The following is a 24,618-nucleotide window of genomic DNA, read 5'->3' as shown; positions in this document are numbered from 1 at the left end:
GGGGGTTGCAGGGCTGGGCCAACACGCTCCGCGTTTCTGTCATGGCAGGCAATCTCCCCAACGTCATTCCGGGGCGCCCGCAGGGCGAGCCCGGAATCCATCGCGCCACAGGGACGCTTGGAGAAATGGATTCCGGGCTCGTCGCTTCGCGACGCCCCGGAATGACGAGAAGAGAGTATGTCGGCCTAAGACGCCGCCGCCTGCGCCTGCTCTGCCCGCGCCATCAAAAACCCCTCATACCCCTTCGCCGCCACCTCGTCACAGATCCGCCGGTAGACGCCGACGCCGCCGATATAGGGCATGAAGATGCGCGGCTTGCCCGGGATGTTGGCGCCCATGTACCAGGAATTGGCCTGCGGAAAGAGCGTGCCCTGGGCGACCTCGTTGACATGGGCGACCCATTTCTCTTCGGCCTCCCTGCCCGCCTCCATGGTGGCCAAGCCCTGCTTGCGTATGTGGACGAGGCAGTCGGCGATCCAGTCGACATGCTGCTCGATCGACACGATCATGTTCGAGAGAACCGACGGGCTGCCGGGACCAGTGATGATGAAGAGGTTCGGAAAGCCCGCGCTCATCAGGCCGAGATAGGTTTTCGGCCCCTCCTCCCATTTGCGGTTCAGCGTCTGCCCGCCACGGCCGCGAATGTCGATTCTAGCGACTGATCCGGTCATGGCGTCGAAGCCGGTCGCCATCACCAGCGCGTCGACCTCGTGGTCGTTGCCAGCGACGCGGACCGCGCTCGCCGTGATCTCCTCAATCGGATTGGCCTTGATGTCGACCAGCGAGACGTTCGGCCGGTTGAAGGTCGCAAAGTAATCCGTGTCGATGCAGATGCGCTTGGTGCCGATCGGATGGCTGTTCGGCTGAAGCAGCTTAGCGGTCTCGGGATCCCTCACGATCTCCGCGATCTTGCCGCGCACGAAATCCGCCGCGGTGTCGTTCGCGGCGCGCTCGAGGCCGAGATTGTTGTAGACAGACATGAAGGTGAGCCCGCCGCGCTCCCACCGCGCCGCGTATTTGCCGTGCCTGACATCGTCGCCATCATCGAGCGCTCCGCGATCGGGCTGCTCCGCGAAAATGCCGTTGCGCGCGACTTCGCGGGCGAAGCGGCGGATCTCCGGATAATCCCTGCGGAACGCATCACGCTCCTCGTCGGTCAGCGCGGCGTTGCGGGCAGGAATCGAGAAATTCGCCGTGCGCTGAAACACGGTGAGATATTTGGCCTGCTCGGCGATGACAGGCGCCGACTGGATGCCTGATGATCCCGTGCCGATCAGGCCGACGCGCAAGCCGGTGAAGTCCACCGCTTCATGCGGCCAGTTGCCGGTGTGATAGACGGGGCCCTTGAAATTCTCGAGGCCCTTGATGTCGGGCTTACGCGCGTTCGAGAGGCAGCCCGTGGCGAGCACGACGAATTTGGCCTCAACCGTCTTGCCGTCGGACGTCGTCACCGACCAGAACTTCCCATGCTCATCGAACGCCGCGCGCTCGACGCAGGTGTTGAACTGGATGTCGCGGCGCAGGTCGAAACGGTCAGCGACATGGTTGGCGTATTTCAGGATCTCCGGCTGCGGCGCGTAGCGCTCGCTCCAGTCCCATTCCTGCTGGAGCTCGTCGGAGAACGAGTACGAGTACTGCATGCTCTCGACGTCGCAGCGCGCGCCAGGATAGCGGTTCCAGTACCAGGTGCCGCCGACGCCACCACCCTGCTCGTAGACCCGCGCCGAAAAACCGAGCTCACGCAGGCGGTGCAGCATGTACATGCCGGCAAAGCCCGCGCCGACGACGACCACGTCGTAAGCTTCCGTGGCTTGGCCCGAGCTCGATTGCGCTGACGACATCGATTGGCGCTCCCTTGTTGTTATCTGTTGCAGTCAGCCAGCATTCTCTCGACCTCGCGAAAGCGCAAGTGGCAAATCATCAGGTCCTGACCTGCTTATTTTGTGCGGCGGAATAGCTCCGCACGCTACGTGACGCCTGCACGCAAGATGCGCGGGGAAATCCAGCTTGGCATCGCTGACGGCGATGGGCTAGCGTCGGACGGCCTTCGTCGAAGGAGGCAACAACAGCAACGAAGGCGGCCGCCGGGAGAGAACGATGAAATCGCCGATCTGCGACATGCTGGGCGTCGAGTTTCCGCTGCTCGCCTTCAGCCATTGCCGCGACGTCGTCGCCGCTGCAAAGGATCATCAGCCGCGAAGCTTTCAGCTAGATCGATCGCGCAGCCGCCGCCGGCAACGCCAGGGCGCGCGATCTCGTCAGCTATTCGTCAGCCAGGGCGTCGGGTTGATCGACAGCGTGAACGCGGTGGTGCAGGAGTTCAAGGAAGAGTTCGCCGAAGCCATCTTGCATATGAATGCAGTGGTGGCGGAGTAGCATCAACGCTGTCATTGCTAGCGTAGCGAAGCAATCCAGGTTGCCTCGGCGGATGCATTTCTGGATTGCTTCGTCGCTTCGATCCTTGCAATGACGAAACAACTAACATCGTGAATCGAGATTATGACTGACAAGACCAATATCCCCGAACACCGCATTCCCGTCATCGTCGGCATCGGCGAAATCGTCGACCGCCCGAAAGAGGTCACCGAGGGTCTTGAGCCGCTCGACCTTCTGGAGCAAGCGTTGCGCCGTGCCGAGCAGGATGCGGGCGCAAAGCTGCTCGGCGAGGTGCAATCGCTCGACGTCGTCAACTTCCTGAGCTGGCGCTATCGCGATCCGGAGAAGCTGCTGGCGCAGCGGCTCGGGATCACGCCTTCACATTGCTATTACGGCCCGGTCGGCGGAGAGAGCCCGATCCGCTACATCCACGAGGCCGCCAAGCGCATCGCACGCGGCGAATGCACCGTGGCTGCAGTCTGCGGAGCAGAAGCGCAGTCGACCGCGACCAAGGCGGAGCGCACCGGGACAAAGCTGCCATGGACGCCGTTCGCTCATGATGTGGAGGAGCCGAAGCGCGGCGCGGCGTTCCAGAAACCGCTGGCCGTGACGCTCGGCGTGTTCCGCCCCGTCACCGTCTATCCGTTCTATGAAGCGGCTTCGTCGGCCCATTGGGGCCAGACACCGCGCGAAGCCATGGCGGAGTCTGGCACGCTGTGGTCGCGCTATTCGGAAGCCGCAGCGCAAAATCCCAACGCCTGGCTGAAGCGGCGTTTCGCACCGGACGAGATCACGACGCCGACGGCGGACAACCGGCTGATCGCGTGGCCCTACAACAAGCTCATGGTTGCCAACCCAAGCGTCAACATGGGCGGCGCGCTGCTGCTGACCAGCCTCGCCAAAGCACGCGCGGCGGGCATTTCCGAGGACAAGCTGGTCTATCCACTCGGCGGCGCCTCGGCGGAAGAGCCGCGCGACTACCTGCTGCGCGACCAGTTCTATGAGAGCCATCCGCAGAACGCAGTCCTGAAAGCGGTGCTGGATCTCGCCGGCGGCGACGGCAAAAAGTTCGACGCGATCGAGCTCTACAGCTGCTTCCCCTGCGTGCCCAAGATGGCGCGGCGGACGCTGGGCCTGGGTGACGACGTGCAGCCGACGGTGACGGGCGGCCTCACCTTCTTCGGCGCTCCGCTCAACACCTATATGACGCATGCGGCCTGCGCCATGGTGCGGCGCGTGCGCGATGGTGCAAAGCTCGGCCTGCTCTATGGCCAGGGCGGCTTCGTCACCAAGCATCACGCGCTGGTCGTCTCGAAGACAGCGCCGCGCGGGGCGCTGGCGCAAGAGACGAGCGTGCAGAGCGAGGCCGACCGCAACAAGCGCGCGGTGCCGGACTTCGTCACGGCGCCATCAGGCAAGGGCAAGGTCGAGAGCTTTACGGTGCTCTACGGCCGCAATGGCGATGTCGAGCACGGCGTCGTGATGCTGCGCACGGCGGATGACCGCCGCACGCTGGCGCGGATTCCGGCGAGCGATACGGCGACGCTGGCGCACCTGCTCAACATTGATCGGGCGCCGGTCGGCTCGCTCGGGGAGATCGTGATGGCCGCCGATGGCGTGCCGGAGTGGCGGGTGGCCTGATCTCCCTCGCCCCGCTTGCGGGGAGAGGGTTGGGGTGAGGGGGAGTCTCCACGGGGACGGTGAGAGTTGGACTCGCGGAGAGTCCCCCTCACCCGACGCGCTTCGCGCGTCGACCTCTCCCCGCAAGCGGGGCGAGGTGAAGAAGCCCTAGCTCTTCGGCGCCTGCTTTTCCGATGCCGTTGCGGGCTTGCCGCCGGCGCCGACGACGCGGACCGCGTCGCCATCGGAGAGGCCGTCCGGCGGGGCGGTGATGACGCGGTCGTCGGGCGCGATTCCTGACGCAAGCTCGATCTCGCGGCCGAGATCGCGAGCGATCGTCACGGTCTTGAACAGCACCTTGTCGTCCGCACCGACGGTCGCGACGCGCAGCCCGCTGCCGTTGAAGATCAGCGCGCTGGCGGGGATACTGAGTGGCGCGGAGTCGCGCTGGAGGCCGAGCTTCACGCTGGCATAGCCGCCGGGCATCAGCTCTCCGCTGGAATTGTCCAGACCAAGCTGCATGCGCGTGGTGCCCGAGGCGACGTCCACGGCCTGCGAGGAGGCTTCCACCGTCGCCTGGAAGGTCCGGTTTGGATATTCCGGCAGCGCGATGGTGGCCTTGGCGCCCATCTTGATCGCCGGCACGTAGTTCTGGGGAACGTTGACGTAAACGCGCAGCTTGGTGATGTCGGAGACGACGAACATCGCCGGGCCCGAGCCGCCGCCGGCATTGATCAGCGCGCCGACGTCAGTGTCGCGGGCGGTGACCACGCCATCAAACGGCGCGGTGATCTTCTTGTAGCCGGCCAGCGCCTCAAGGCGCTCGACATTGGCCTGCCCCGAATGGACGGCAGCGTTCTTATTGGAAAGGTCGGCAGTGCGCTCGTCGATCTCCTGCGCAGAGACGAAGTTCGATGCGACCAGCGTCTTGCGCCGGTTCAGCGTCGCTTCCGACAGCCTTGCGCTCGCCTGCTGGCTGGCGAGGTCGGCGCGGGCCTGCAAGAGCTGCTGGTCGAGGTCGGGCGCCTCGATCTCGGCGATCACCTGCCCGGCCTTGACCCGGGCGCCGATGTCGGCGCTCCAGCTTTTGAGATAGCCGGAGACGCGGGCAAAGATCGGCGCGCGGTAGTAGGCCTCGAGCCGGCCCGGCAGATCGATGATGGCGTTGCGGGCCTTGGCATTGGGCAGGGCCACTGCGACGCTGGGGACCGCCTGGTCGTCGGTCCATTCCTTGAGCTTGGAGTCCTGGTCCTCGCGGGCCCGGATGCCGGTGCCAACCACGAGACCTGCTGCAATCAGCGCCACCACGCCGAAAATGCCCAGTTTCCGGTGCGACACCGGGGAGCGGGGTTCAGTGGGCGACATGCGGAGTCTCCAATGGGGCGGTGGCTTTGGCGCCTTGTTTCTTATGTACCATACTGAACACCACGGGAACGAACATCAGCGTGGCAAAAGTTGCAAAGATCAGGCCGCCGATCACGGCGCGGCCAAGTGGCGCATTCTGCTCGCCGCCCTCGCCCAGCCCCAAGGCCATCGGCGCCATGCCGATGATCATGGCGAGCGCGGTCATCAGGACCGGGCGGAAGCGGACGAAGCCGGCTTCGAGCGCGGCTGCGATGGGATCGCCGAGCTCCTCGTAGCGCTCGCGCGCGAAGGAGATCACGAGCACGCTGTTGGCGGTGGCGACGCCCATGCACATGATGGCGCCTGTCAGCGCCGGCACCGACAGCGTGGTCTGCGTGGTGAACAGCATCCAGACGATGCCGGCGAGCGCGGCCGGCAGCGCAGTGATGATCACGAACGGATCGGACCATGACTGGAAATTCACGACGATCAGGAAGTAGATCAGCACGACCGCGCCGAGCAGACCGATCAGAAGGCCGGTGAAGGCACTGTTCATGGTCTGCACCTGGCCGAGCAGCGCGACGGAGGAGCCCTTCGGCACGTCCTTGGCGGTGTCGGCGATCACCTGGCGGATGTCGGTGGCGACCGCGCCAAGGTCGCGGCCCGACGTCGTGGCAAAGATCTGCACCAGCGTCTGGATGTCGTATTGCGACACAACCGCGCTCGAGGTCGAGCGCCTGATGTCGGCGATGCCGCCGAGGATCGGCGACTGCGTATTGCCGGCGGCGGTGATCGGCAGCGTCTGCAGCGCGCTGAGCGAGTCGATCTGGTACTGCGGCGTCTGCATCACGATCGAGTAGGACACGCCGTTGTCCGGGTTGAGATAGTAGGTCGGCGCGACCTGCGAGGAGCCGGCGAGGTTGACGACGAGACTGTTGGTCACGTCGCGCTCGGTCAGACCGACATATTGCGCGCGGGTACGGTCGACGTCGATGTTGAAGGTCGGAGCGTTCGGTGACTGCTGGATGCGCGCATCCGCGACGCCAGGAATGCGGCGGATCCTGGCGAGCAGCTTGTTGGCGTAGGCAAAATTCGCATCGAGATTATTGCCACGGATTTGCAAGTCGATCGGCGCGGGCGCGCCGAAATTCAGGATCTGGCTGACGATGTCGGCCGGCAGGAAGGCGAAGCTGACGCCGGGGAACATCCGAGGCAATTGCTCGCGCAGCACGCGCACGTATTCCCCGGTCGGCTTGTGACCTTCCTTCAGCTTGATCTGGATATCACCGTCCTGAGGGCCGATCACGCCGGTGTTGTTGTAGGTCATGTTGATGCCGGAGATCGGCATGCCGATGTTATCGGTCAGCGTCTCGATCTCGCCCGGGATCAGCTTGCGGATCGCCTTCTGCACGTCGGCGAGCTGGTTGGCGGTCTCCTCGACGCGGGTGCCGACCTGGGTGCGGACATGCATCAGGATATTGCCGGCATCAACCGCTGGGAAGAAGTTGCGCCCGAGGAACGGCACCAGTGCGAAGGACGCGCCGACGACGCAGAGGAAGCCGATCACGAACACCGCGCGATGCGCGAGCGCAAGTCCGAGCAAGCCGCGGTAGCGGCCGCGAATGCGCTCGAACCGCGCCTCGAAACCGCGCTGGAACCAGACGAAGGGATTGCGCGACTTCGGCGGCTCGCCCTCGTGATGGACATGCGCGAGCAGCAGATAGTTCGCCATCGTCGGCACCAGCGTGCGCGACAGGATGAATGACCAGATCATCGCGAACATCACGGCCTCGGCCATCGGCACGAACAGGAAGCGCGCGACACCGGTGAGGAAGAACATCGGCACGAACACGATGCAGATACAGAGCAGCGACACGAAGGCCGGCGTCACGATCTGGTTGGCGCCGTCGAGGATCGACTGCTCGACCGGCTTGCCCTGCTCCAGATGGTAGTTGATGTTCTCGATGGTCACCGTGGCGTCGTCGACGAGGATGCCGACCGCGAGCGCAAGGCCGCCGAGCGTCATGATGTTCAGCGTCTCGCCGATCGCCGACAGCATGATGATGGCGCCGAGCACCGAGAGCGGAATAGAGACCGCGATAATGACGGTCGAGCGCCAGCTGCCGAGGAACAGGAGGATCATGACGCTGGTGAGCAGCGCCGCGATCACGCCTTCGAAAGCGACGCCCTCGATCGCGCCGCGCACGAACACCGACTGGTCGCCGATGAAGCCGATCTTCAGCGCGTCCGGCATCTGGTCCTTGACGTCGATCACCTTCTGCTTGATGCCGGCGATGATATCGAGCGTCGATGTCGCGCCCGCCTTCAGCACCATCATCAGCACCGATCGATTGCCGTCAACGTGGACGATGTTGGTCTGCGGCGGGTTGCCGTCGCGCACGGTCGCGACGTCGCGCACATAGACCATCGCACCGTTGACGGCCCGGATCGGCAGGTTGCCGAGCTCGTCGATCTTGAGCGGCGAGTTGTTGAGCTGGATGTTGTACTCGAAGGTGCCGATCTTCTGAGTACCGACCGGCGTAATCAGGTTTTGCGCCGCGAGCGCATTGGCGACGTCCTGGCCGGACAGGCCGCGAGCCTGGAGCGCGGTCGGGTCGAGGTCGATCTGGACCTGGCGCTGCTTGCCGCCGAACGGATACGGGATCGCCGCGCCGGGCACGGTGACCAGCGGCGTGCGGAGCTGGTTGATGCCGATGTCGGCGAGGTTCTGCTCGGTGAGCCCGTCGCCCGACAGCGCCACCTGGATGATGGGCACGGTCGAGGCGGAGTAATTCAGGATCAAGGGCGGCGTCGCACCGGGCGGCAGCTGCTTCAGCAGCGTCTGCGAGATCGCGGTGACCTGGGCGTTGGCAGTGCGGATGTCGACGGTCGGCTGAAAGAAGATCTTGACGATGCCGAAGCCGTTATAGGAGTTCGCGACGATGTGCTCGATGTCGTTGACCGTCGTCGTCAGCGAGCGCTGGAACGGCGTGGTGATGCGGCCGGACATCTGGTCCGGCGGCAGTCCAGTGTACTGCCAGACCACGCCGATCACGGGGATGCGGATCTCTGGAAAGATGTCGGTCGGCGTCCGCAGCGCTGTCAGCGGTCCGATGATCAGGAGCAGGAGCGCGAGCACGACAAACGTGTAGGGTCGGCTCAGGGCAATACGGACCAGAGCAATCATTCGTCAGGCGATTCCAAATCAGGGGACAGGGAACACGCCCCCACGGGTTCCTCGGCTGATTTACCTGAACACCGCTGAAATGGCTAACGACAGCGCGTCACGCGCGGTCACTTCCCTGCTATCGCATGGCAAAATCGCATTCCAGATATGCAGCTCTGCCAGGAAGATTACAGAAGCCGCTTTCTGCCGCGTAAAAAAGCGGCGCCCGAAGGCGCCGCTTTGAAAATTTGCCGCTTCTTCCCGACTTACGCCGCGCGGACGTTGGTCAGGAAATTGCTCACCTCGGTCTTCAGCCGGTTGGAGTCGTTCGACAGCATCTGCGCCGCCGACAGCACCTGCGAGGACGCCGTACCGGTCTCGGTTGCGCCGCGCTGCACGTCGGTGATGTTGGAGGAGACCTGCTGGGTGCCCTGCGCCGCCTGCTGCACGTTGCGGGCGATCTCCTGGGTCGCCGCGCCCTGCTCCTCCACCGCAGCCGCAATCGCCGAGGAGATTTCCGACAGACGCTCGATGGTCGAGGAGATCTCCTTGATGGCGCCGACCGAGTCGTTGGTCGCCGCCTGAATGCCGGTGATCTGCTGGCCGATTTCGCCGGTCGCCTTCGCGGTCTGCTCGGCAAGCGCCTTCACCTCGGAGGCGACGACCGCGAAGCCGCGGCCGGCTTCACCGGCGCGGGCCGCCTCGATGGTCGCATTCAGTGCCAGGAGGTTGGTCTGGCCGGCAATGGTGTTGATGAGTTCGACAACGTCGCCGATGCGGGAGGCCGCCTTGGACAGTTCGCTGACGCGCTCGGTGGTGGCACGGGCCTGGCCGACGGCATCGCCCGCCATCCGCGCAGATTCCTGCACCTGGCGGCTGATCTCGCCCACCGACGAAGCCATCTCCTCGGTCGCCGAAGCCACCGACTGCACGTTGGTCGAGGCTTCCTCCGAGGCAGCGGCAACCGTGGTCGCCAGCCTCTGGGAGCGGTCGGCAGTCGAAGTCAGCGTCGAGGCGGCGGCTTCGAGCTGGGTTGAGGCCGACGACACGGTCTGGACAATTTCGCCGATCATCGATTCGAATTCGCGGGTGATGTTGTCGACGCGGCGGCCGCGCTCGATCTTGGCCTCGGCATCGGCCGCGGCGGCCTCGTCGGCAGCCTTCTTGGCAATCAGGGCCTCCTTGAAGATCTGGAGCACATCGGCCATGGCGCCGATCTCGGTCTTCTCGCCGCGATGCGGGACCTCGGCGGTCAGATCGCCCTGGCCCAGCGCCTGCATCGGTTGGATGATCGAGTTGATGCCGGCGGAGACGTCCTGGACGAGATAGAAGCTGACGCCGATGCCGGCGATGACGGCGACGCCGAGGATGATCGCAACGAGCATGAACGCATAATAGAAGGTGTCAGCCGCATCTGCGGCGGCCTGATCGCCGCCCTTGGTGTTGAGCTCGATATCCTTGCCCAAGACCTCATCCGCCTGCAGGCCGATCTTGTTGACCTTCTGGCTGTTCAGCTCCTGAGCGTCGTGCGGAATTTTGCCGGCATCGCGGCGCGACAGCGCAAAAACCTCTTCGGTACCCTTCTTGTAGTCGTCCCAAAGGCTCGACCACTGAGTGTAGAGCGCCCGTTCCGCCGGTGACGTGATCATGGGCTCGTAGTTCCTGCGCGCCTTCGCGAGCCCATCGAGCACCGTGACGGCCGTCTTCTCGTTCGCGAGCTTGTCATCGAGCGTTTCAGCCAGCATGTGCTGGCGAACCACGTTGCGGTAGGTGATGACGCTGGCTCGAATCTCGCCGATCACGCGAACGCTGGGCATCCAGTTCGTGGTGATATCGACGGTATTGGCGTTGATCGTCCGCATCTTCATGACGGCGAGCAGGCCCATGCCGGTCATCGCGACCAGCAGGAATGCCACGACACTGATGATCTTGGCGCGGATGGAGATGGTGGCGAACATAACTGGTCTCTTTGCGTTGGCGCGGTGCGCGTCCTGAAATTGCGGATCAACCAAAAGGCGCGGCGCCGATATCCAACAACAAAGCGACTGAGTAGTTGTTAACTACGACTCCGTAGGAGTACGGAACCTTAAAGAAGTGAATGAGCGACTAAGACCGCCCTGCGCTCAGCGCATGAGCCTAAGCGCATCGGCGAAAAACTCGGGGCCACCGAAGTTGCCCGACTTCAATGCGAGCAGCATGTCGCCAGCCTCCGCGCCGACGGCACGCAGCACTGGCACGCCCGCGGCGATCTCCGCACCGACCAGGAAGCCAGGAATCTTGAGGCGGTCGACGACCGCGCCGGAGGTCTCGCCGCCGGCCACGATCAGGCGTCGAGCGCCTGATTTTACGAGGCTTTCCGCAATGTCCGCCATCGCCTGCTCAATGGCGTGACCGGCCGCGTCGCGGCCGTGACGCGCCTGCAACGCAGCGACGTCATCCGGCGTCGCGCTCGATGCAATCAGCACCGGACCGTCGGCGAGCCGGGGCCTGGCCCAAGCCAGCGCCCGCTCGGCTTCGCCCTTTCCCGTAATAATACTGTCCGGGTTGAGACGGAGCACCGGCATGACGGATTCCGCCCTGGCAATCTGCTGCAACGTCGCCTGCGAGCAGCTTCCGGCAAGGCACGCCGCCGCTCCGCCAACGGTGGCACCCGACTCAATGCTCGCCGCCGCTGACTTGACCTTGCCGGTCGACACGAGCGCGCGCGCGAGACCCAGGCCAATGCCGGAGGCACCGACCGACAGCCGCCGCTGGGCTGCGACGAGGCCGATGGTTTCGAGGTCGCGGTCGAACACGGCGTCGATGATCGCGGCGCCAGTGCCCTTGCCCGATAATTCAGCAAGGTAGGCCCGCACGGCATCTGCACCGCGCGTCACGGTCGCGAGGTCGATGAGGCCGATTGGCGTCTTGCTCTGACGCGCCAACACGCGGACGAGGTTGGAATCGTGCATCGGGTTGAGCGGATGGTCCTTCAGCGGGCTCTCGTTCAGCGGCACGGCGCCGACGAACAGATTGCCCTGGTAGACGGTGCGACCGGTCTCCGGGAAGGCAGGGGTCACCAGAACGGCGGCCTCGCCGCAGCCGGCGCGCAGCGCGTCCATCACCGGACCGATATTGCCGGCATCGGTGGAATCGAAGGTCGAGCAGATCTTGAACAGCACGTGGCTTGCGCCGCGGCCGCGCAGCCACTTCTCCGCCGCACGCGAGCGCGATACGGCAAGACCGGCCTCGATCGAGCGGCTCTTCAGCGACACGACGACGGCGTCGACCTCGGGCAGCGCGAGATCGTCAGCGGGCACGCCGATGGTCTGCACGGTACGCAGGCCCGCGCGCGTCAGCGTGTTGGCGAGATCGGAAGCGCCTGTGTAGTCGTCGGCAATGCAGCCCAACGCAAGTGTCACGGCTTCACTCCCGCATAGGGCTTGAACCAGGCAAGGCCATCGGTGGTCTTGCCGCGCGGATTGTATTCGCAACCGACGAAGCCGGCATAGCCGAGCCGGTCGAGCTCGGCGAACAGGAATGGATAGTTCAGCTCCTCGCCGTCGGGCTCATTGCGCGAGGGAATGCTCGCGATCTGGATGTGGCCGATGATCGGCATCATCTCGCGCAGCCGCATCGTCACGTCGCCATGGATGATCTGGCAGTGATAGATGTCGAACTGGAGCCTCAGGTTCGGGAGCCTCAACTCCTGGATCAGGTCGCGGGCGAAGCCGAAATCGTTAAGGAAATAGCCCGGCACGTTGCGCGGATTGATCGGCTCGAGCACCACGTCTATGCCGTGCGGGGCGAAGAACTCCGCGGCCCAGGCCACCGACTTGTAGAAGGCTTCGATCGCGACACGCTCGCCGCGGTTGGCGATGCCGGCCATCAGGTGGAGGCGCTTGACGCCGGTCGCCTTGGCGTATGGCAGCGCCGTCTCGAGGCTCGCCTTGAGATCGGCAAAGCGCGAGGGGAGCGCCGCAAAGCCCTTCTCGCCGGCGTTCCAGTCGCCCGGCGACAGGTTGAACAGTGCCTGCGTCAGGCCATTGCGCTTGAGCCGCTCGCCGATAGCTTCGGCCGGATGCTCGTAAGGAAAGAGAAACTCGACCGCGGTGAAGCCTGCTTGCGCGGCAGCATCGAACCGGTCGAGGAACGGTACCTCGGTGAACATCATCGAGAGGTTGGCGGCGAAACGGGGCATTGGAATCCTCTTGTCTACTTGTCGCCGGGAAGCTTCACGCCGGTGACCTGCGCATACATCCGCGCCACCGAGGCATCATCGTCGCGCCCCATGCCGGCTGCGGCCGTCATCAGGAACATCTGGAGCGCCGCGGCCGAGACCGGCACCGGAAATCTGGCGCTGCGCGCCATGTCCTGGATGATGCCGAGGTCCTTGACGAAGATCTCGACCGCGCTTCGCGGCGTGTAATCGCCATCGAGCACGTGCGGCATGCGGTTTTCGAACATCCAGGAATTGCCGGCGGAGGCCGTGATCACCTCGTAGACCTTGCGGATGTCGAGGCCCTGCTTGGCCGCAAACGCCATGGCTTCGCTGGCCGCGGCGATGTGCACACCGGCGAGCAACTGGTTGATCATCTTGAAAGCCGCGCCCTGCCCTGGGTCGTCGCCGAGCTCGTAGAGCTTTGCGGCCATGGCATCGAGCGCCGGACGTGCCTTTGTAAAGGCGGCGGAGCTGCCGGAAGCGAGAATGGTCAATTCGCCCTGCGCCGCGCGCTGCGCGCCGCCCGAGATTGGCGCATCCAGATAGTGCCGGCCGGTCGCCTCCAACTGTTTTGCGAGGCGACGCGCCACGTCCGGATCCATGGTGGCAGAGGACACGAACACGCTGTCCTTCGGCAAGGTCTCGGCGACGCCGTCCTTGCCGAACAGGATTGTCTCGGTCTGCGCAGCGTTGACGACGACACTGACGACGATGTCGGCGTCCTTGGCCGCCTCGGCCGGCGTCCTGGCGCCTGCGCCGCCGTCCGTCACGAAGCGCGCAACCGCATCGGCCGAAACGTCGCAGCCTGTCACGGCATGGCCGGCGCGCTTCAGCGACGTCGCCATGCCAAATCCCATCGAGCCGAGCCCGATGACGGCGATGCGCTGATTCTGTGACGTGGAGGCGGACATGCGACTGACCCTTGCGAACGTTTTCCGGACGGCCGCCCTTGGTGGCAGCTTGGTCAACCGAATAACACGGCTTGGCCGCGCTGCCAAAGCGTGAGACAAGCAGGCATGACGGCCATGAGCAACGAGACGCGGCTGCGCGAGGATATCTGCCGCTTCGGTCGGTCCCTGTTCGAGCGCGGGCTGACGCCGGGATCTTCCGGCAATATCAGCGTCAGACTGGATGGCGGCGGGTGGCTGGTGACGCCGACCAACGCTTCGCTCGGCTTTCTCGACCCGGCGCGGCTGTCGCGGCTGGATGAGCAAAGCCGGCTGATCGCGGGCGATGCCCCTACCAAGGAAGTTCCACTGCACACCGCGCTTTACGATACGCGCGGGAGCGCGCGCGCCATCGTGCATCTGCACTCGACCCACTCGGTCGCACTCTCGATGCTGCCCGAGATCGACCCGCGCGCCGCGCTACCACCAATGACAGCCTATTATTTGATGAAGTGCGGCGCCACAGCGCTCGTGCCGTACTACCGGCCAGGCGATCCCGCTGTGGCCGATGCGATCAAGGGGCTGGCGGGGAAATATTCATCCGTGCTGCTCGCTAATCACGGCCCGGTGGTCGCCGGCGACACGCTTGAAGCCGCGGTGTTCGCGACCGAGGAGCTGGAGGAGACGGCGAAGCTGTACCTGCTGCTGCGCGGGATGAATCCGCGGTATCTGTCGCCGGAGCAGGTGGCGGATCTGGTGAAGGTGTTTGGGCTGACCCTGCCGGAGCATGGGCACGAGCATTAGCTTCGTGCGGTCATGAGTGGAATAACGCCACCTCTCCCACCACTGTCATTCCCCGCGAAGGCGGGGAATCCAGTACGCCGCGGCTTCTCCGTATCCCACTGACGTCTCGGAATACTGGATCGCCCGCCTTCGCGGGCGATGACACCGGGGGTGTGGGACGTGCGTGCCCAAAGCTCTGCGCCTACAGCCCCAGATACGCCTTGCGCACGTCCGGATTGCCCTTGATCTCCGCGGAGGGGCCCTGCATCAGTACCCGGCCGGTTTGCAGGATGTAGGCTCGGTCGGCGATTTCGAGGCACTCGGCCATGCGCTGCTCGACGATCAGCACGGTCATGCCGGCGTCGCGGATGCGCTTCACAGCTTGAAAAATCTCGTCGACGAGCTTTGGCATGATGCCCTGCGAGGGCTCGTCCAGCATCAGCAGCCGCGGGCGCGTCATCAGCGCGCGGCCGATGGCGAGCATCTGCTGCTCGCCGCCGGAAAGCGTCTCGGCGCGCTGCTCCAAACGTTCGGACAGGCGCGGAAACAGCTTGAAGACCAGATCGAGCGGCCCCTCGCGATCGGCGTCGCCGCGGTAGAGGTAGCTGCCGAGACGAAGATTGTCGCGCACCGACAAGCGCGGGAACAGGCGGCGGTTCTCCGGCACATACGCGATGCCGGTGGCGGTGATGTGATGCTGCGCCATGCCGTCGAGGCGCTTGCCGTCGAACGTCACCGTGCCCGACCGCGGGCGCTCGGCACCGGCGATGGATTTCAGCAGCGTCGACTTGCCCGCGCCGTTGGCGCCGGCGACGCAGACGATCTCGCCCTTCTGGACTTCGATCGAGACCGCAGAGATCGCGACCAGGCCCTGATAGGCGGTCGTGACTTCATGCACCGACAGCATGACGATCTCCCAGATATGCGCTGATCACCTTGGGATCGCGGACGACCTCAGTGGGGTTGCCCTCGACCAGCACCTTGCCGAGGTCGAGCACGATGGCGCGATCGACCAGCGGCATCACAATCTCCATTACATGCTCGACCATCAACACGGTAATGCCGGCATCGCGCACCTTACGCACCAGCGCCACGCCGGTCTGGGCTTCGGTCGGCGTGAGGCCGGTGAGGACTTCGTCGAGCAGCAGCAGTTTCGGTTCGGTTGCGAGCGCGCGCGCGACCTCGAGGCGGCGCTTTTCGGCCGGCACGAGGTCGCTCGCGAGCACTTCGGCGCGAGCGGCAAGACCGGTGAACTCCAGCACTTCATGCGCCTTGCGACGCGCTTCGCGCATCACCGTGTTGCGCACCAGAGCACCAACGATAACGTTGTCGATGACCGTCATGGTCTCGAAGCTCTTGACCACCTGGAAAGTGCGCCCGACGCCGCGCTGGCAACGCTCGGCCGCCGGCATGTTGGTGACGTCCTCGCCGTCGAACCAGATCGACCCTTGAGTGGGCGGCAGGACGCCGGCGATGAGATTGAACAGCGTCGACTTGCCGGCGCCGTTCGGGCCGATCAGGCCGACGATCTCGCCGCGGCCTACCGAAATCGAGACGTCGCTGTTGGCGACGAGGCCGCCGAACCGCTGCCAGACACCGCGGGTTTCAAGGAGTGCGGTCATCGCGTGGCTCCCTTCGCTTTTGTGCGCGAGAAAAGGCTCACCAGTCCCTGCGGCAAGGCTAGCGAGATCAGCACGATCAGCGCGCCGTAGACGATGAGATCGACGCCGCGGCCGGAGCCGCCGATATAGGAGCGCGTCAGCTCCGTCATCGGGATCAGGATGGCAGCACCGAGCACAGGCCCCCAAAGGGTGCCAATGCCGCCGAGAACGGCCGGCAGCGCCATCAGCAGCGAGAACTGGAAGCCCATCACGCTCTCAGGATCGATATAGGCGAGGAACTGCGCATAGAAGGCACCGCCGACGGCAACGAGGAAAGCGGAGACGGCAGCCGCACCCATCTTGGAGTTGAACACGACGACGCCGAGGCTTTCAGCTGCTTCCGGATTGTCCTTCACCGCGCGCCACCAAAAACCCCATTTGGAGTCTTCGAGCCACCAGGTGACGAACCAGGCAAGGCTGCACAGCGCCAGCGCGAAATAGAAGTATGGCAACTTGCTGCGCATGAACTGGAATTTCAGCCAGCTGTCGCCGCGCACCGGAATGGTGATTCCCATCGCAGCTCCCGCCCACTCCCAGTTCTGGAACAGCAGCAGCCCGATCTCCGCGATGACGATGGTCGCGATCACGAAGTAATGGCCTCGCAGGCGGAAGAAGGGATAGCCCAGCCCCATCGCGATGACGGCCGCGATCACGCCGCCGGCGAGCATGCCGAACCAGGGCAGCACGCCGAACTTCGTGAACAGAAGCTCGGTGGTGTAGGCGCCGATCCCGAAATAGAGCGCGTGTCCCAGCGAGATCTGTCCGCAATAGCCGGAGAGGATGTTCCAGCTCTGCGACAGCGCCGCATACATCAAGGTCAGGATCAGGATGTTCTGGACGTAAACGTCCTTGATCAACAGCGGCGCAAGCGCGGCCAGTGCAGCCAGCACCGCGGCGATGATCAGGTCGCGGCGGCGCCGCGCTGCAAAAGTCTTGTCCATCACATCGACCCGAACAGGCCGCGCGGCCGGATGAAGACGACGAGGAGATAGACGGCGTAGATGCCGACCGACTTCAGCGAGGGCGGCAGCACCAGGGCGGTGACCGCCTCGACGAGGCCGACGATGATGCCGCCGGCGAAGGCGCCAAACACGCTGCCAAAGCCACCCAACGCCACCGTGACATAGGCGATCAAGGCGAAGGACGCGCCGACATCGGGATAGATGTAGAAGAACACCGCCATGATCGCGCCGGCGAGGCCGACCAGCGCGGCCCCGAGGCCCCAGCCGAGGGCGAACACGCGGTTCTTGTCGATGCCGACGAGCGCGACGGCACCGGGATCTTCACGGGTGGCTTCCAGCGCCCGGCCGAAGTCGGTGCGATGGATGAAGAAATAGAGGCAGGCAAAGGCCGCGATCGAAACCAGCGCGCCGATGAGCTGCGGCTCCGGCAGGAAGATGCCGGCGACCGAGATGGTTTTGCCGCCGAGCCAGGACTGTGGAATGCTGCGATAGTCCGGCGTGAAGAAGAACTGTGCGAGGCCGCGCATCACGATGGCGAGGCCGAAGGTGGAGAAGATCTGCACCATGCCGGCATTGGCCTTGGCCCGCATGGCGAAGCGTACGACTAATAGATAGACCACCGCTCCGAATACGAAGAGTGCCGCGGCGACCAGTGGCGCCGACAGCAAGGGATCGATGGCGAAGAACGCGAACAGGAAGAAGGACGCGTACATCGCAATCATCAGGAACTCGCCATGGGCGAAGTTCACGACGTCCATCAGGCCGAAGATCAGCGCGAGGCCGACCGCGATCAGTCCGTAGAGCAGGCCCATGAGAAGGCCGCTCGCGAGACTCTGGATAATGGCTTGGGCTGTCACCTCTGGTCCCCCGCTCGAAATGTCTTCGTGGACTTCGTCATTGCGAGCGAAGCGAAGCAATCCAGAATGTCACCGCGGACGTGGTCTGGATTGCTTCGTCGCTTCGCTCCTCGAAATGACGGTGCGGGAGCAGCTTGATCCTCCCGCCCCTCACAGCGCCTGGTCCCCCAGCCGCGCCCCGCTTACTTCATCGGCCAGATCGCCTCGGCGATCGCGGCCTGCGGCGGGAAGACGGTGACGAACTTGCCGCCGACATATTGCAGCAACACCGGGTCGGCGTCGTTGTTCTGGCCCGCCTCGTCGAACTTGACGCGCTTCCAGGGCATGATGGTCTGCTCGCCCGGGATGTCGGTCGCCGCCAGCGCATCGCGGATCTTCTCGCCGTCGGCCGACTTGGCGCGGTTGATCGCGTCGGCGAGGATGATCAGGCCCATGAACTGGCGCGAGGTGAGGTCGTTGAAGTCCTTGCCCGAGCGCGCCTTGAACATCTCGTTGATCTTGCCGACCATCGGGCGCTTCTGCGCAAGGTCGAGCGAGAAAGTACCGCGCGAGATCACGCCTTCGAGCTTGTCGCCGACGGCATCATAGAGCGCCTTCTCGGAGAAGCCGGCGTCCTGCGCCACGATCGCGTTCGGCTTGTAGCCGAGCTCGGCCATGGTCTTGACCAGGAGGATACCGTCGGTGGTGTAGCTCGAGGGCATCAGCACATCCGCATTCGCGGTCTTGAGCTGCTGCACCTCGGCCGAGAGCGAGGGCGAGTTGGCGCGGTACTTGATGTCGGACACGATCTTGTAGCCGCGCTCGCCGGCGATCTTGGCCTGGGCGTTGCCGGAGTCGGTGCCGAAGATGGTGTCCTCGTGGAACAGCGACAGCGTCTCGATCTTGGTGCCCTTCTTCTTCATGGCGTCGAAGAAGTCGAACATCGCGGCCGAGTACATTTCGTCATGCGGGGCGGCGCGGAAGTAATATTTGAGACCGCGGCGATGCAGGCTCGGCGAGGAGTTGTCGGCCGAGACGAACGGGATCTGGTAGCGTTCGCAGATCTGGCTGACGGTAACGGCGACCGCGCTCTGATAGGTGCCGATGATGGCGGAGACCTTCTCCTGGGTGATCAGACGCTCGGCCTCGGCGCGGCCCTTCTGCGGATCGGCCTGGTGGTCGGCGAACACGAGACGCACCTTGGCGCCACCTAGACCCGGCAGGCCCTCGCCCTTCGCCAGCGGCAGATCGAAATCGGTGTCCTTGTTGATGACCTCGAGCGCGGTCTCATAGGCCTTCTGCGCGTCGACGCCCTGCTGGGCGCTGCCGCCGGAGAACGGATAGATGACGCCGATCACGACTTCCGAGGTCTGGGCGCGCGCAGCCAGCGGCACCAGCGCTGCGGTGGCGGTGGCTCCCAACAGCACGTCGCGGCGAGAGATCGTCATGGCAAAGTCCCCTGTTACTGAATTTCGATTGATCGAATGAAGCGATTGATGAATGCGGTAAAGCCCGAAGAAGCAGCAAACGCTGCCTACTAAATCACGGCCATGCTCCTGTTCTTCAGATCCGTCACCAGCATCAGGCCGGGCGAATGCGTGATCGCGAATGGCACCTTCGCGGCGTTGATCACCGATTGCGGCGTGACGCCGCATGCCCAGAACACCGGGATCTCGTCGTCGGCGACGGGCACGGGATCGCCATAGTCGGGCTTGGCGATGTCCTTGATGCCGATCAGATGCGGATGGCCGAGATGCACGGGCGCCCCGTGTACGGCGGGATAGCGCGAGGTGATCTGCACCGCGCGGATCGCATCGGCCGGCTTGAACGGACGCATCGACACCACCATGGGTCCGGCGAACGGACCGGACTCGCCGCAAGCGATGTTGGTGCGGTACATCGGGACGCGCACATTGTGCTCGATGTGGCGGATCGGCATGCCCTCGTCGAGCAGTGCCTCTTCGAACGAGAACGAGCAGCCGAGCACGAAGGTCACGAGATCATCGCGCCAGTGCTTCGTCACATCGGTCGGCTCGTCGACAACCTCGCCGTCACGCCAGACGCGGTAGCGCGGCACATCCGTGCGGATATCGAGATCGGCGCCGAGCGCCGGGATATGCGGACTGCCGACATCGGACATGCCGATGATTGGGCACGGCTTGGGATTGAGCTGGCAGAAGCGATGAAAGGCGCTGGCGTATTCGGCCGGCAGGATGGCCAGATTGCCCTGGACGAAGCCGGGGGCAGCACCGGCGGTGGAGGCGACCAGCCCCTCGCGGTAGGCGAGCCGGGCCTTGCGGCTCGGGAGAGTGTCGGGCGTTTCAGTTTGCTGCACTGCCACCAAAACAGTCATTTGATCGACCTGCCTATAAACTCGACAAAGACAGCCAACACCAGGCGTGATATAAAGTCTAATCTTCCTTTCTAATCGATCTCGATAAATCCATTTTATCAATTGGGAAAATCCTTCCAATGCTGGACTTCAGGTCGATCGAAACCTTCCTCTGGGTTGTGAAGCTCGGCAGCTTTCGCGGCGCCGCGGCACGGCTCAACACCACCCAGCCGGCGATCTCCCAGCGCATCGCCCAGCTCGAGCGCGAGATGGGCGTAAAGCTCCTGAACCGCGATCATCGCGTGGCTTCACCGACGCCGAGTGGCCGACAGATGATGGTCTATGCGGAGAAGTTGATCGGCCTGCGCGCGGCGATGATGGCGGAGATCGGCGACCGTTCCGCGATGCGCGGCGTGATGCGCCTCGGCGTCGCCGAAACCATCGTGCACACCTGGCTGCCGCGGCTGGTGAAGAGCGTAAACGAGATCTATCCGAACCTGTCGCTGGAGATCGAGGTCGACATCACGCCGAACCTCACCGCGCGCCTGCTCGCGCAGGAGATCGAGCTCGCCTTCGTGGTGGGACCGCTGTCTGCTTCGGGCGTGCACAACCGCGTGCTCGCGGATTATCCGATCGGATTTCTCGCAAGCCCCTCGCTCGGCCTCGGCAACGGCCCGGTAACGCGCGCCGAGCTCGCGCGGTTTCCGATCATCACCTTCCCGCGCAAGACGCGGCCTTACGAGGTCGTGCGCGAGGTGTTCGACCGGCCGGAGCTGCCGCCGATCCGGCTGCACGCGTCCGCGTCGCTGGCGACCGTTATCCACATGGCGGTCGAAGGGCTCGGCATTGCGGTGATCCCCGACGCCATCGTCGAGCACGAGCTCTCCGACGGGCGGCTGCAGCTGCTCGACACCGACCTCGCCATCTCGCCGCTGACATTCACGGCAAGCTGGCTCGCCTCGCCCGACGTCGTGGCGGTGGAGCGCGTCGCCGAGCTTGCACGGCAGATCGCACAGAGCAGCCTCGCGGTTGACGAGCCCGCGCTGGCGCGTCATTGAAAAAGACGCCGGACAACCTTCAACGTCATTCCGGGGCGATGCGACGGGACCGCGCGAAGTGTGGCCCGGCAGCATCGAAGCCGGAATGACAACTGAGAGACTGACCGCATGAGCCGCGCCGCCACCAACCTGCAAATCGATTCCGCCCGCCTTTGGGGCTCCATCCACGAGACCGCGCAGTTCGGCGCGACACAGAAAGGCGGCGTGCGGCGACTGACGCTGAGCACAGAAGACAAGCAGGTGCGCGACTGGTTCCGGAAGGCCTGCGAAGACGCCGGCCTCGAAGTGCATGTCGATGCGCTCGGCTCAATGTTCGGCCTGCGCAAGGGCCGCGACATGTCGAAGCTGCCCGTCGGCATCGGCTCGCATCTCGACACCCAGCCGACCGGCGGCAAATATGACGGCATTCTGGGGACGCTCGGCGCGCTCGAAGTCATCCGCACGCTGAACGACGCCGGCATCGAAACCGAGGCGCCGATCTGCGTCGTCAACTGGACCAACGAGGAAGGCTCGCGCTTCGCACCCGCGATGATGGCCTCGGCCGCCTATGTCGGCGATTTCACCACCGACGATATTCTCTCGCGCAAGGACGCCGAGGGCGTCACAGTGAGCCAGGCGCTCGACGGCATCGGCTATCGCGGCGACAAGCCGGTCGGCTTCCAGAAGCTCGGCTGCTTCGTCGAATTGCACATCGAGCAGGGTCCGATCCTGGAAGCCGAGGGCAAGACCATCGGCGTGGTCGATTCCGGCCAGGGCGTGCTCTGGTACGACGGCAAGATTTCCGGCTTCGAGAGCCATGCGGGATCGACGCCGATGCCGCTGCGGCGCGATGCGCTCGCCACGCTCTCGGAGATCGTGCTGGCGATGGAAGCGATCGCCAGGAAGCACGCGCCGAAGGCGGTCGGCACCATCGGCGAGGCAGTGATCGCAAACCCCTCGCGCAACGTCATTCCCGGCGAGATCGCCTTCACCGTGGATTGCCGCAGCGCGGATCGCGCGATCATGGATGCGCTCGACCGCGATCTTCGCGCCGCGATCGCCGAGATCGCCGCGCGCCGCAAGGTCGAGGTCAAGATCGACCTGGTCTGGCGCAAGCCGCCGACGCACTTCGATCCCAAGCTCATCGCAGCGGTCGAGAACGCGGCGAAGACGCTCGGCTATTCCAGCCGCCGTATCACCTCCGGCGCCGGCCATGACGCCTGCAACCTCAACACCGTCATGCCGGCGGCGATGGTGTTCGTGCCCTGCAAGGACGGCATCAGCCACAACGAGCTGGAGGACGCCACGCAGCCCGACTGCGCCGCAGGCACCAACGTGCTGCTACATACCGTGCTGGCCATCGCCGGCGTCGCATCCTGATCGGAGAGAGCCATGCGCGGAGTTTTCGTCGACGCCAACGAAGCCCTCGCCGTGATCATGGAGCGGCTGGAAAAGCCCGGCGATCCCAAGGTGCGGATCCACAGGGATCCCGACATCAAGCCCGAGCAATACCCTGAGATCCTCGACGGCGCCGAGATCGCGATCGTCGACCACACCGCGCTGCCGACCGACGTCGCGAGGAAATGCGCAGGCCTCAAGCACGTCGTTTTCCTCGGCACCGGCGCACGCAGCTACATGAATCCGGAGGAGCTTAGCCAGCTTGGCATCTCCGTGCATCTGATCAAGGGCTATGGCGACACCGCTGTGGCTGAATCTGCGATCGCGCTGATGTGGTCCTCGGCCCGCGTTATCGCGATGATGGATCGCGAGACGCGCGCCGGCAACTGGCTGCGCGAGGACGGCATGCAGCTCACCGGCAAGACGCTCGGCCTGATCGGCTTCGGCGGCATCGCCGCCGAGGTCGCGCGCATCGCGTCCGGCAGCGGCATGAAGGTAATCGCCTGGAACCGCTCGCTGAAGACCCACCCCGGCGTGGAGTTCACCGACCTCGATACGCTGCTGGCTAGATGCGACGTGGTATCGCTGCACTTGCTGCTCAACGACGAGACCCGCGGCATGATCACGCGCGACAAGATCGCGAAGATGAAGCCTGGCGTCATCCTGATCAACACCGCCCGCGGCGCCATCGTCGACGAACAAGCCATGATCGACGCGCTGAAGTCGGGCCACATCCGCCATGCCGGTCTCGATGTCTTCAACATCGAGCCGCTGCCGGCCGACCATCCGCTGACGAAGATTCCGAACGTGACGCTGTCGGCGCATTCGGCGTTCCGGACGCCGGAGGCCAGCGAGAACCTCATTCATGCGGCGTGGGAACACTGCCGCAGAATTGTGAAAGGATAAAAGCAACAACAATGGCCGACTACCGCACCATCAAGGCAGAGCCGCTCACCAACGTCATCCGCGCCATCGCGAAGGCCGGCGGCTCCTCGGACCGCGAAGCCGATCTCGTGTCCACCAATCTCGTCGAGGCGAATCTCAAGGGCCACGACTCGCACGGCGTCGGCATGATTCCGCGTTATGCCGAGGGAGTGGCCGAAGGCGGTCTCGCCGTGAACCAGCACGTCAAGATCGTGATGGATACAGGCCCCCTGCTCACCCTGGACGGCCTCACCGGCTACGGTCAGGTGATGGGCTACGAGGCAATGGAGCTGGGCGCCGAACGCGCCAAGCGCAACGGCGTCTGCGTCGTCGGCCTCTCCAACTCGCACCACATCGGCCGCATCGGCCACTGGGCCGAGCAGTGCATCGACCATGGACTGGTCTCGATCCACTTCGTCAACGTGATCTCGCGCCCGATCGTGGCGCCGTGGGGCGGCAGCGATGCGCGCCATGGCACCAACCCATTCTGCGTCGGCATCCCGCGCAAGGGCAAGGAGCCGATCGTGCTCGACTTTGCCACCAGCAAGATCGCGCAAGGAAAGACCCGTGTCGCCTACAACAAGGGCGTCGAGCTCGAGCCGGGCACCATCATCGACAACGAGGGCAAGCCGACCACAAATCCGCGCTACACCGTGATTGCCCCGCACGGCGCGATCCTGCCCTTCGGCGAGCACAAAGGTTCGGGACTGGCGCTGGTGTGCGAAATCCTGGGCGGCGCGCTCTCGGGCGGCGAGACCGTCAAGGGCCCGGACGATGGCAAGCGCCGCGTGCTCAACGGCATGCTCTCGATCATCATCGATCCGAACAAGCTCGGCACCGGCGAAAACCTCGCGCGCGAAGTCGAGAGCTTTGTCGCCTGGCACACCGGCTCGCCTCCCGGACCCGGCGTCGACAGAGTGAAGATCGCCGGCGAGCCCGAGCGCGAGACCAAAAAGAAGCGTTTGGCCGAGGGCATTCAGGTTGATCCGAACACCTGGCAGGAGATTCTGCACGCCGGGAAGAGGTTCGGGCTGGATCAGGCCACGATCGAGAAGATCGCGGGTTAGTTAAAAAAACGAAGCGCATGTCTC

General features: G+C 64.6%; 20 protein-coding genes. 7 read left to right on the top strand and 13 right to left on the bottom strand.

All coding sequences use genetic code 11. The annotated features are described in order from the left end of the window. Positions 1-185: 185 nt before the first annotated feature. A complete protein-coding gene (locus tag AC630_RS18270; protein ID WP_074119877.1) occupies positions 186-1,841 on the bottom strand; it encodes a flavin-containing monooxygenase in 1,656 nt (551 codons plus the stop codon). Between the two features lie 277 nt (positions 1,842-2,118). Here AC630_RS18270 and AC630_RS18265 point away from each other — a divergent pair, with 277 nt between their 5' ends. Together AC630_RS18265 and AC630_RS18260 are read left to right on the top strand one after the other, a co-directional pair. After that, positions 2,119-2,376: a hypothetical protein gene (locus AC630_RS18265; RefSeq protein ID WP_245330435.1), complete on the top strand. Its 258-nt coding sequence runs from the start codon at positions 2,119-2,121 to the stop codon at positions 2,374-2,376. Positions 2,377-2,499: 123 nt separating this feature from the next. After that, positions 2,500-4,017, top strand: coding sequence for an acetyl-CoA acetyltransferase (locus tag AC630_RS18260; RefSeq protein WP_074119875.1), 1,518 nt, complete (start codon positions 2,500-2,502; stop codon positions 4,015-4,017). Positions 4,018-4,164: 147 nt separating this feature from the next. On the opposite strand, the gene AC630_RS18255 is transcribed toward AC630_RS18260, so the two are convergent. From AC630_RS18255 to ltnD, 6 genes are all read right to left on the bottom strand, one after another. Next, positions 4,165-5,361: an efflux RND transporter periplasmic adaptor subunit gene (locus tag AC630_RS18255; RefSeq protein WP_074119874.1), complete on the bottom strand. Its 1,197-nt coding sequence runs from the start codon at positions 5,359-5,361 to the stop codon at positions 4,165-4,167. Then, positions 5,348-8,527, bottom strand: coding sequence for an efflux RND transporter permease subunit (locus tag AC630_RS18250; protein ID WP_074119873.1), 3,180 nt, complete (start codon positions 8,525-8,527; stop codon positions 5,348-5,350). The genes AC630_RS18255 and AC630_RS18250 overlap by 14 nt, the downstream gene beginning before the upstream one ends. A 245-nt stretch (positions 8,528-8,772) precedes the next feature. Beyond that, on the bottom strand, positions 8,773-10,464 hold the full coding sequence (locus tag AC630_RS18245; RefSeq protein ID WP_074119872.1) for a methyl-accepting chemotaxis protein: 1,692 nt from the start codon (positions 10,462-10,464) through the stop codon (positions 8,773-8,775). A 165-nt stretch (positions 10,465-10,629) separates the two neighbouring features. Further along, a complete protein-coding gene (gene otnK, locus AC630_RS18240; protein ID WP_074119871.1) occupies positions 10,630-11,907 on the bottom strand; it encodes a 3-oxo-tetronate kinase in 1,278 nt (425 codons plus the stop codon). Then, entirely contained in the window at positions 11,904-12,686 is a 783-nt protein-coding gene (gene otnI, locus AC630_RS18235; protein WP_074119870.1) for a 2-oxo-tetronate isomerase, read from the bottom strand. Before otnI ends, otnK begins: the two co-directional genes overlap by 4 nt. A 14-nt stretch (positions 12,687-12,700) precedes the next feature. Further along, the gene (gene ltnD / locus AC630_RS18230; RefSeq protein WP_283808432.1) at positions 12,701-13,675 is read right to left on the bottom strand and encodes an L-threonate dehydrogenase; all 975 of its coding nucleotides are present in this window, start codon (positions 13,673-13,675) and stop codon (positions 12,701-12,703) included. 48 nt (positions 13,676-13,723) lie between these two features. On the opposite strand from ltnD, the gene otnC reads away from it, so the two are divergent. Further along, positions 13,724-14,398: a 3-oxo-tetronate 4-phosphate decarboxylase gene (gene otnC / locus AC630_RS18225; RefSeq protein ID WP_074119868.1), complete on the top strand. Its 675-nt coding sequence runs from the start codon at positions 13,724-13,726 to the stop codon at positions 14,396-14,398. Positions 14,399-14,579: 181 nt separating this feature from the next. On the opposite strand, the gene AC630_RS18220 is transcribed toward otnC, so the two are convergent. The 6 genes from AC630_RS18220 to AC630_RS18195 form a co-directional block, all read right to left on the bottom strand. Continuing rightward, complete coding sequence (locus tag AC630_RS18220; protein WP_074119867.1) at positions 14,580-15,284, bottom strand: ABC transporter ATP-binding protein; 705 nt, start codon at positions 15,282-15,284, stop codon at positions 14,580-14,582. After that, positions 15,268-15,999, bottom strand: a complete 732-nt coding sequence (locus tag AC630_RS18215; protein WP_074119866.1) for an ABC transporter ATP-binding protein — start codon at positions 15,997-15,999, stop codon at positions 15,268-15,270. Before AC630_RS18215 ends, AC630_RS18220 begins: the two co-directional genes overlap by 17 nt. After that, positions 15,996-16,979 carry a branched-chain amino acid ABC transporter permease gene (locus tag AC630_RS18210; protein ID WP_074119865.1) on the bottom strand — a complete coding sequence of 328 codons (984 nt, stop codon included), beginning with the start codon at positions 16,977-16,979 and terminating at the stop codon, positions 15,996-15,998. The genes AC630_RS18215 and AC630_RS18210 overlap by 4 nt, the downstream gene beginning before the upstream one ends. Further along, on the bottom strand, positions 16,979-17,857 hold the full coding sequence (locus AC630_RS18205) for a branched-chain amino acid ABC transporter permease (RefSeq protein ID WP_074119864.1): 879 nt from the start codon (positions 17,855-17,857) through the stop codon (positions 16,979-16,981). Before AC630_RS18205 ends, AC630_RS18210 begins: the two co-directional genes overlap by 1 nt. Positions 17,858-18,039: 182 nt before the next feature. Further along, a complete protein-coding gene (locus AC630_RS18200; protein WP_074119863.1) occupies positions 18,040-19,284 on the bottom strand; it encodes an ABC transporter substrate-binding protein in 1,245 nt (414 codons plus the stop codon). An 89-nt stretch (positions 19,285-19,373) separates the two neighbouring features. After that, complete coding sequence (locus AC630_RS18195; RefSeq protein WP_074119862.1) at positions 19,374-20,189, bottom strand: putative hydro-lyase; 816 nt, start codon at positions 20,187-20,189, stop codon at positions 19,374-19,376. A gap of 119 nt (positions 20,190-20,308) precedes the next feature. On the opposite strand from AC630_RS18195, the gene AC630_RS18190 reads away from it, so the two are divergent. The 4 genes from AC630_RS18190 to AC630_RS18175 all read left to right on the top strand — a co-directional run bounded on the left by AC630_RS18190 (position 20,309) and on the right by AC630_RS18175 (position 24,594). Next, entirely contained in the window at positions 20,309-21,226 is a 918-nt protein-coding gene (locus AC630_RS18190) for a LysR family transcriptional regulator (RefSeq protein ID WP_074119861.1), read from the top strand. 108 nt (positions 21,227-21,334) lie between these two features. Next, a complete protein-coding gene (locus tag AC630_RS18185; protein WP_074119860.1) occupies positions 21,335-22,585 on the top strand; it encodes a Zn-dependent hydrolase in 1,251 nt (416 codons plus the stop codon). A gap of 12 nt (positions 22,586-22,597) precedes the next feature. Beyond that, positions 22,598-23,509 carry an NAD(P)-dependent oxidoreductase gene (locus AC630_RS18180; protein WP_074119859.1) on the top strand — a complete coding sequence of 304 codons (912 nt, stop codon included), beginning with the start codon at positions 22,598-22,600 and terminating at the stop codon, positions 23,507-23,509. Between the two features lie 11 nt (positions 23,510-23,520). Then, the gene (locus AC630_RS18175) at positions 23,521-24,594 is read left to right on the top strand and encodes a malate/lactate/ureidoglycolate dehydrogenase (protein ID WP_074119858.1); all 1,074 of its coding nucleotides are present in this window, start codon (positions 23,521-23,523) and stop codon (positions 24,592-24,594) included. The last annotated feature ends 24 nt before the right edge of the window (positions 24,595-24,618 follow it).

It is taken from the genome of Bradyrhizobium sp. AS23.2, assembly GCF_001908185.1.
Taxonomy (GTDB): domain Bacteria; phylum Pseudomonadota; class Alphaproteobacteria; order Rhizobiales; family Xanthobacteraceae; genus Bradyrhizobium.
The sequence above is the reverse complement of the archived record's forward strand: the minus strand, read 5'-3'. Positions and strand labels throughout refer to the sequence as shown.

What these genes read in the sequence shown, in the direction of transcription:
- AC630_RS18220 (WP_074119867.1), bottom strand. Translation starts at nt 15,284, where the DNA reads ATGCTGTCGGTGCATGAAGTCACGACCGCCTATCAGGGCCTGGTCGCG.
- otnC (WP_074119868.1), top strand. Translation starts at nt 13,724, where the DNA reads ATGACGGCCATGAGCAACGAGACGCGGCTGCGCGAGGATATCTGCCGC.
- AC630_RS18180 (WP_074119859.1), top strand. Translation starts at nt 22,598, where the DNA reads ATGCGCGGAGTTTTCGTCGACGCCAACGAAGCCCTCGCCGTGATCATG.
- AC630_RS18250 (WP_074119873.1), bottom strand. Translation starts at nt 8,527, where the DNA reads ATGATTGCTCTGGTCCGTATTGCCCTGAGCCGACCCTACACGTTTGTC.
- AC630_RS18195 (WP_074119862.1), bottom strand. Translation starts at nt 20,189, where the DNA reads ATGACTGTTTTGGTGGCAGTGCAGCAAACTGAAACGCCCGACACTCTC.
- AC630_RS18215 (WP_074119866.1), bottom strand. Translation starts at nt 15,999, where the DNA reads ATGACCGCACTCCTTGAAACCCGCGGTGTCTGGCAGCGGTTCGGCGGC.
- AC630_RS18200 (WP_074119863.1), bottom strand. Translation starts at nt 19,284, where the DNA reads ATGACGATCTCTCGCCGCGACGTGCTGTTGGGAGCCACCGCCACCGCA.
- AC630_RS18190 (WP_074119861.1), top strand. Translation starts at nt 20,309, where the DNA reads ATGCTGGACTTCAGGTCGATCGAAACCTTCCTCTGGGTTGTGAAGCTC.
- AC630_RS18210 (WP_074119865.1), bottom strand. Translation starts at nt 16,979, where the DNA reads ATGGACAAGACTTTTGCAGCGCGGCGCCGCCGCGACCTGATCATCGCC.
- AC630_RS18255 (WP_074119874.1), bottom strand. Translation starts at nt 5,361, where the DNA reads ATGTCGCCCACTGAACCCCGCTCCCCGGTGTCGCACCGGAAACTGGGC.
- otnI (WP_074119870.1), bottom strand. Translation starts at nt 12,686, where the DNA reads ATGCCCCGTTTCGCCGCCAACCTCTCGATGATGTTCACCGAGGTACCG.
- AC630_RS18265 (WP_245330435.1), top strand. Translation starts at nt 2,119, where the DNA reads ATGCTGGGCGTCGAGTTTCCGCTGCTCGCCTTCAGCCATTGCCGCGAC.
- AC630_RS18185 (WP_074119860.1), top strand. Translation starts at nt 21,335, where the DNA reads ATGAGCCGCGCCGCCACCAACCTGCAAATCGATTCCGCCCGCCTTTGG.
- AC630_RS18260 (WP_074119875.1), top strand. Translation starts at nt 2,500, where the DNA reads ATGACTGACAAGACCAATATCCCCGAACACCGCATTCCCGTCATCGTC.
- AC630_RS18270 (WP_074119877.1), bottom strand. Translation starts at nt 1,841, where the DNA reads ATGTCGTCAGCGCAATCGAGCTCGGGCCAAGCCACGGAAGCTTACGAC.
- AC630_RS18175 (WP_074119858.1), top strand. Translation starts at nt 23,521, where the DNA reads ATGGCCGACTACCGCACCATCAAGGCAGAGCCGCTCACCAACGTCATC.
- AC630_RS18245 (WP_074119872.1), bottom strand. Translation starts at nt 10,464, where the DNA reads ATGTTCGCCACCATCTCCATCCGCGCCAAGATCATCAGTGTCGTGGCA.